This is a genomic window from Kitasatospora sp. NPDC127067, from assembly GCF_042724755.1.
In the GTDB taxonomy this organism is placed as follows: Bacteria; Actinomycetota; Actinomycetes; order Streptomycetales; family Streptomycetaceae; genus Kitasatospora; species Kitasatospora lactacystinica.
Window position 1 is genome coordinate 20,729 of sequence record NZ_JBHXEM010000115.1, and the last position, 7,323, is coordinate 28,051.

Sequence of the window (7,323 nt, forward strand, 5' to 3'; positions counted from 1 at the left end):
CGCCGGGGCCCGCGGTCCTCCACCTGGGACGGAACCAGGACCGTGGTCCTGGTCCGCCCTCCCGGCGTCGGCCGCGGGGACCACGTCCGGGCTGGAGGGTCGGTGCCAGAATGGCTGCGTCAGTGATCAGCCGGGAGGACCAGATGAACGGGCGTCAGCGCGCCGGGGCGGCCGCGGGTACGGACGGCCCGCCGGAGGAACGGACGGCGAACGGCGTCGACGGGCGGCCGTGGCGTTGGACGGACGGGCTGCCGTGGACCCAGGGCGACGCCCTGGTGGCCGTCGGCGCCGGCACGGTCGACCTGCTCGGGTACCTGCTCCTCGACCGGATCGCCGACGGCCGGGGCATCACCGTGCCGGTCTTCGTCCTGGTCGCCCTCGCGGGCCTGCCGCTGCTCGCCCGGCGCAGCCGCCCGGTGCCGGCGCTCGCCGCCGTCCTGGTGCTCCAGACGGCCGTCGAGCTCTCCACCGCCCCGGCCGGCGCCCGGTTCGGCGCCGTCCTGACCGTCGCCCTGTACTCGGTCGGCCGCAACTGCACCGTCCAGGTCACGGTGGCCGCCGGCGCGGCGACGGCGGTGGTCACGCCGCTGAGCCAGGGCCACTTCCACTCCCTGACCTGGGAGGCGGTCATCGCCGCGCCCTTCTCCGCCGCCCTGGTGGGCGCCGCCGGTCTGGCGGTCTCGCGCTGGCAGCGGGAGGTGGCCGCCAACCGCCGACTGCTGGCAGACCGCGCGGTCGCCGAGGAGCGCCGCCGCATCGCCCGGGAGCTGCACGACATCGTGGCCCACCACATCACCACCATGCAGCTGATGGCCGGCGGTGCCCGGGCCAACCTCGGCAGGCCGGAGGTGGTCCGGGACGCCCTGGTCACCCTGGAGTCCTCGGGACGGCTGGCCCTGCGCGAGATGCGCCAGCTGCTGAACGTCCTGCGGACCGGCGACGAACCGGACGCCGCCCCGCCGTTGCCCCAGCCCGGGGCGGACGAACTCGACCGGCTGGTGGACGAGTCCTGCCTGGCCGGGCTGTCGACCGAGTTCACCGTCGACGGGCCCCGGCGACCACTGCCGCCCACCGTCGGCCTGACCGTGTTCCGGATCGTCCAGGAGGGCCTCACCAACGCTCGCAAGTACGCCGGCCCCGCCCGGGCCTCCGTCCGCCTGGCGTACCACCCGGACCGGGTCACCGTCGAGGTGCGGGACGACGGCGGCGGCGCGCCCCCGCCGGAGTGCGCCCCGGGTGCGGGCCGGGCGGGGTACGGCCTGATCGGCATGCGCGAGCGCGTCGCCCTGCACGGCGGCACCCTGGAGACCGGCCCGCAGCCGGGTGGCGGCTTCGCCGTGGTGGCCGAGCTGCCGCTGAGCTCCGCCGAATCGTCCGAGGCGGCCGTCCAGCACGGCGGGGCAGGCCGATGACCGACCCGACCAGCCGTGCCGACGGCAACGCCAACGACACCGGCACCGGCACCGACGGCGCCGGGCCCGCCCCGGCGATCAAGGTGCTCATCGTCGACGACCAGCCGCTGGTCCGCCGCGGCCTGTCCCTGATCCTCTTCCCCGACCCGTCCTTCGAGGTGGTCGGCGAGGCCGAGGACGGGGAGCGGGCCGTCGCCGCCGCCCTCCGGCTGCGCCCCGACGTCGTGGTGATGGACATCCGGATGCCCGTCCTGGACGGCGTCGGCGCGACCGGGGAACTGGCCCGCGTCCTGCCCGGCTGCCGGGTGCTCGCCCTCAGCACCTTCGACATGGACGAGTACGTGGTGGCCGCGCTGCGCGCCGGTGCCCACGGGTTCCTGCCCAAGGACGTCTCCCCGGAGGAGCTGGCCACGGCGATCCGGACCGTGCACGCCGGGGAGGCGGTGGTCGCTCCGCGCCTGCTCACCCGGCTGATCTCCGCCTACGTCCGGACGCCGGGCGCCACCGCCGCGCCGCCGGCCGCCGCCACCGGCACGGACGACCTCACGCCCCGGGAGGTCGAGGTGTGGCGGCTGATCGCCACCGGCCTCGACAACACCGCGATCGCGCTGGCCCTGGACATCAGCGTGTCGACGGTGAAGAACTACATCACCAGCATCTTCGGCAAGCTCGACGTCCGGGACCGCGCCCAGGCGGTCATCGCGGCCTACGAGTCCGGCCTGGTCACCGCCCGCACCGGGAACGGCGACCAGGCCGGAGGGCGCGCCTAGCCGAACGGCCGCGCGGGCCGCGACCGGCGGCCCGGAGAGCTCACCGGGCCGCCGCCTCCGGGAGGCACCGGCCGTCCCGGCCGACGAGGCGCATCCCTTCTAAGTCCACTGGATCGGCAGCGACTTGAGGCCGTTCTGGAAGTTGGAGACCAGGTGCCGCGGCGGCCGGCCCGGCACCAGCGCGAGCCCGGGCAGGCGCTCGATCAGCCGGCGCAGCATCGATCGCAGCTGGAGCCGGGCGAGCTGGGCACCGAGGCAGAAGTGCGGGCCGTGGCCGAAGCTCACGTGGTCGTTCGGGCTGCGGGTGATGTCGAAGCGGTCCGGCGCGGGGAACACCGCCGCATCGTGGTTGGCGGAGGCGTGGTAGACCACCACCTTGTCGCCCCGCCGGATCGTCCGGCCGCCCAGCTCCACGTCCCGCGTCGCCGTGCGGCGGAAGTCCGTCACCGGCGCCCAGTGGCGCAGCATCTCCTCGACCGCGGAGGGCACCAAGTCAGGGTTGGCGCACAGCAGTTCATACTGCTCCGGGTGGCCGAGCAGGGTGTACAGGCCGCCGGGCAGGCCGTTGCGGACGGTCTCGTTCCCGGCGACGGCGAAGAGGAAGAACATGGTCTCGAACTCCTCGGCCGTCAGCCCCGCTTCGAGCGTCCGGGAGAGCAGGCCGCCCGGGGCGGGCCGCCGGGCCAGGCCGTGGGCGTAGGCGAACATGTCCGCCAGCGCGGCGCGGGAGCGGGGGTTGACCGGGCGGCCGTCCGGGGCGGTCCGGGTGGTGGGGCGGTGGGCGAGCGCGGCACGGCCGAGCTCGGTGAGTGCGGCCGGCTCCACGGCGCTGGAGTGGGCGTAGTCGGCGTCCTGGTAGCCGATCACCCGGTTCGCCCAGTCCAGCAGCAGCAACCGGTCCTGCTCCGGCACGCCCATCACCCGGGCCAGTGTCCACACCGGCAGGTCGGCGGCGAGCCGGACGAAGTCCGCGCGACCGGCCGGCCGCACCTCCTCGATCAGCTCCCGCACCCGGCCGTCGACCGCCTCGGCCAGTTCTGCGAGGGCGCGCGGGGTGAACGCCGCGGCGACGATCCGGCGCAGCCGGGAGTGGTCGGGCGGGTCCTGGTTGAGCATCATCGCCCGGGCGAACTCCAGGTCCGCCGGGGTGTCGGGGTCGCGGATCTGGGTGGCTCCCAGGTGCGAGGAGAACAGCTCGGGGCTGCGCAGCACGTGCTTCACGTCCGCGTGCCGCAGCACCGCCCAGTACCCGGGACCTCCGGGCCACCCGCCGGTCGGAGGCTCCTCGACCCAACAGACGGGAACGGACTCGCGGAGTTTCCGCAAGAGTTCGTGAGGAACGCCGTGGGCGTAGGTGTCCGGGAGGAAGATCTGGTTGACGTACGCCTGATCGAGGGTCACATGGACGGACGGTACGTCAGGGTCATCACGATGTCATGGACGGTGAAAAGGTGTTCGAGTTCAATGGGATGGTCGGTCCGGACGATCGCCGCCTCGACGACGGCGGCGAGCGCTGGACCACGCCGCCGACCGGCGGGGCCACGACGGGCCACGCGCCGGCCGACCGGTTCCGGCCCGCCACCGAGGACGAGGCCGGACAGGCGCTCGGCGGCGACCGGTGCCACGAGGCGCGCACGTTCTGCTAGGGCACACCTCGCCGGCGGCCCGGTATTCCATGGCACGGTCCGTATGCGCCCCGCTAGACTCCGCCCGCTCGATCGCATGTGCGGTTTCCGTGAGCGAATCCTGTCCAAGGTGGGGGAAGTAGATGAACGTGCTGCCGATCGGCAGACGAGTACGACGAAGAGGAGGGGGCGGCGGCCGCGCAGCCGCCTCCGGGGCCCTGCTGCTGGCCGTCCTGGCCTCGCTGGTGGGCCAGGCCGTACCGGCCCGGGCCGCGGCGGCGACGGCGGCTGCTGCTGCCGCGCCGCAGGCGGGCGCCCCGGCCGGCCCGACCTCTAACCCTGACCCGACCCCGGCGCCCAACCCGACCGCGGGCGCCGTGCCCGCCGCGCCGGACCAGAAGGCCGACCAGGAGGCCCTCGCCCGCGAACTGCAGCAGGCCGACCCGAGCGGCCCGTGCCCGGCCTCGCTGCAGCCCGGCATCGTGACGGACTGCTCCGTCGACGCCAACGCGACCGCCGCCTTCACGCTCGACCTGCCGCAGCAGAAGGACCTGTTGCTCGTCCAGATCGTCCCCGCCCAGGGATCGATCACCCCGACCGTGGTCGCCCCGGACGGCACCGCCGTGGCCTGCGACGACCCGGTCGGACCGAGCTGGGGCAGCAACCGGACGCTGCGCTGCGCCACCACCCGGGCGGGCACCTACACGCTGAAGGTCGGCACCGGCAGCTCTCCGACCGGTCTCGCGCTCTCGTACCTGCCGCTGCTGTCCACCACGGCCTGCCGGACGGTCGGCGGCACCGACCTGGCCCTGGGCGCCCCGACCGTCTTCCACGGCTCCCTGGCCCTCGGCTCGGCCGCCGACTGCTATCAGCCGAGCGGCCTCACCGCCGGCGACGTGCTCCGCACCGAGGCCACCCAGCCGGGCGTCACCACCGTCGTCTACGACGCCACGGGCGCCGAGGTCTGCGGCAAGTCGGTCTACCCCGACTGCCGACTCACCGGCACCGCGCCGTTCCGGATCACCGCCCAGCGCTACAACGGCGCGGCCCAGGCGTACGACCTCTCCGCGGCACGGCTCTCCCACCCGGACGGCTGCGCGCTGATCGAGCCCCAGCCCTTCGGCGTCTCCCCGGACCTGACCTCGACCGCGCGGTGCCGGACGCTGCGCGTCGCGGAGGCCGCGCGGTACGTCTTCGCCCCGGTCAAGGACGACGGCTCCGGCGTCACCGGAAGGCTGTTCGCGGCCGACGGCACCGCGCAGGGCGGGCCCTGCGCGCCGTCCTCCTGCGACCTGACGCCGGGTGACTACACCTGGACCGTCGACGCGTACACCGCCCCGGCGGGCGCGTTCGGCATGGCCTTCCACTCGGCCAAGGAGGCCCGGGGCTGCGTCGCGGCCAACGACACCGGTCTGACGGCCGGTCCGGCCACGGGCGCCTTCGGCGGGCCCGGCCAGCAGCTCTGCCTGACCCTGCCGACCGCCTCCGGCAAGGGCGTCTACCTGATCAACCGGCCGCCCGCCGACGGCGCGGCGGTCGTCGGCCAGGTCGCCGACGCCTCGGGCGCCAAGCAGTGCGACGTCGGCAACGCGACCACCGTCTGCCGGCTGACCGGCACCGCCCCGTTCCGCGTGGTGCTGACCGGAACGCCGTCCAAGGCCTACGGACTGGTGGTCCACCGGACCGAGGAGCCCGGCGGCTGCACCGCTTGGTCGCAGAGCGGGCTCGACGGCACCTGGGGCGTCGAGGTCCCGCTGACGGCATCCGCACCGCAGGCCTGCCTGGCCCTGCCCGCGGACCGGCACTCCGTCTCCGAGTTGATCGACTACACCAACATCAGGAACCAGCTCAACGCCGAGGTGACGGTGTTCGACTCGGCCGGTGCACCGGTCTGCACCGCGGTCTCGTACGGGAACTCGGCCAAGACCTGCCGGTTCGCCGCCGACGTCCCGTACACCGCGCTGCTGAGCGGCTGGGGAGGGACGGACACGTACAAGATCGCCCGGCGTGACATCTCCCAGAGCGCTAACTGCCTGATCCCGGCCTCGACCAAGGTCGGCGGCCCTGGCACCTCCTTCGACCTGAGCTCGGCGCTCGACGCCCGCTGCGTCCGGCTCACCGGCGCGAGCAGTGACAAGTACACGCTGGGCATCCGGACCTCGGACGGCCCGTACGGAAAGAACGCGCTGCTCAGCGTGATCGACGGCGAGGGCAAGCCGCTCTGCACCCAGTTCGGTGTCGCCTGCCGACTCACGGGGTCGAGCACGTACACCGCGGTCGTGCTCGCCTCCGGATACCAGGGCAAGCCGATCCACACCAGCGTGGACGCCTGGAAGTTCCGGACAGCCGAGGGCTGGGCTCCCGAGTGTGCCGCGAACCCGGCCTCCGTCGACGGCTTCCCACAGCACAGCGGGGTGTTCACCGAGGAATCAACCGCCTACTGCGCGGTGGTCGACATGAAGGCCAACCAGTCCTTCAACGTGGTCGGCACCAGCAGCGCCACCGGACTTGACGACATTCCGCGGCTGCGCCTGTTGCGGGGCTCCCAGTGGAAGGAGGAGTCCGGCTACCAGTGCACCTCCACCTACGGGGCCTTCGGGGGCCGATGCCTGTCCGACTCACAGGCCGAGCAGGCCGTGCTGGTCGTGAGCACCGCCATGGCGGGCACGCCGGTCGAGTACAGCATGCAGGGCACCTGCGACTCCGCCTGCCCGATACCGCGGCCGCGGCCCGCCCTGGCCTCGGTCAGCCCCTCCACCGGCGCCGCCGGGACGAGGGTCCAGGCCGTGGTCCGGGGCACCGGGCTGCACCTGGGCAGCAAGGCGAAGCTGGTGGGCAGCGGCGTCTCCGGCACGCAGTTCCCGGAGACGCTCTCGGTGAACGCCGACGGCACCGCGCTCGACGTGCTGCTCGACACCAGGAACGTGGCGCCGGGCACGTACGGCATCGAGATCGACGGCGTCTACGGGGTCTCGCTCCCCGACGCCTTCACCGTCACCGCCGCCACCGCCCCGTCGAAGAGCCGGTTCGTCCCGATCGACGCGGTCCGCTTCCTGGACACCCGGGACGGCACCGGCACCCCCGCCCAGCGGGTCGGCCCCGGCGGCGTGGTCAACCTCCAGGTGGCCGGCGTCAACGGCATCCCGGCCACGGGCGTCACCGCCGTCGTCATGAACGTCATCGCCGTCGACCCGACCGGCTCGGGCCACGTCACCGTCTACCCCGACGGCCGGCCGCTGCCGTTCGCCTCCAACCTCAACTACGAGGCGGGGAAGATCATCCCGAACCTGGTGACGGTGCCGGTCGTCAACGGCAAGGTCAACCTGCGCAACAGCGCGGGCGAGGTCGACCTGGTCGCCGACGTCGCCGGCTACTACACCGACGCGGCCACCGGCTCGGCCTTCTCCCTGATCACCCCGGCCCGCTTCCTGGACACCCGGGACGGCACCGGCACCCCCGCCCAGCGGGTCGGCCCCGGCGGCGTGGTCAACCTCCAGGTGGCCGGCGTCAACGGCA

At 74.0% G+C, this 7,323-nt stretch carries 5 protein-coding genes; 4 read left to right on the top strand and 1 reads right to left on the bottom strand.

From position 1 onward, the window contains the following. The first annotated feature begins 143 nt into the window (after nucleotides 1-143). On the top strand, nucleotides 144-1,412 hold the full coding sequence (locus tag ACFWJ4_RS32590; RefSeq protein WP_380550526.1) for a sensor histidine kinase: 1,269 nt from the start codon (nucleotides 144-146) through the stop codon (nucleotides 1,410-1,412). Beyond that, entirely contained in the window at nucleotides 1,409-2,182 is a 774-nt protein-coding gene (locus ACFWJ4_RS32595) for a response regulator (protein ID WP_380550529.1), read from the top strand. The genes ACFWJ4_RS32590 and ACFWJ4_RS32595 overlap by 4 nt, the downstream gene beginning before the upstream one ends. A gap of 99 nt (nucleotides 2,183-2,281) precedes the next feature. On the opposite strand, the gene ACFWJ4_RS32600 is transcribed toward ACFWJ4_RS32595, so the two are convergent. Further along, on the bottom strand, nucleotides 2,282-3,583 hold the full coding sequence (locus ACFWJ4_RS32600; protein ID WP_380550532.1) for a cytochrome P450: 1,302 nt from the start codon (nucleotides 3,581-3,583) through the stop codon (nucleotides 2,282-2,284). A gap of 35 nt (nucleotides 3,584-3,618) precedes the next feature. Between ACFWJ4_RS32600 and ACFWJ4_RS32605 the strand changes: the two genes are divergently transcribed. Together ACFWJ4_RS32605 and ACFWJ4_RS32610 are read left to right on the top strand one after the other, a co-directional pair. Further along, nucleotides 3,619-3,828, top strand: a complete 210-nt coding sequence (locus ACFWJ4_RS32605; protein WP_380550535.1) for a hypothetical protein — start codon at nucleotides 3,619-3,621, stop codon at nucleotides 3,826-3,828. A 122-nt stretch (nucleotides 3,829-3,950) separates the two neighbouring features. Further along, a partial coding sequence (locus tag ACFWJ4_RS32610; protein ID WP_380550538.1) for a hypothetical protein occupies nucleotides 3,951-7,323 on the top strand: 3,373 nt, incomplete at its 3' end.

Coding starts and splice junctions, on each gene's coding strand:
- ACFWJ4_RS32590 (WP_380550526.1), top strand. CDS start 144: ATGAACGGGCGTCAGCGCGCCGGGGCGGCCGCGGGTACGGACGGCCCG.
- ACFWJ4_RS32595 (WP_380550529.1), top strand. CDS start 1,409: ATGACCGACCCGACCAGCCGTGCCGACGGCAACGCCAACGACACCGGC.
- ACFWJ4_RS32605 (WP_380550535.1), top strand. CDS start 3,619: ATGGACGGTGAAAAGGTGTTCGAGTTCAATGGGATGGTCGGTCCGGAC.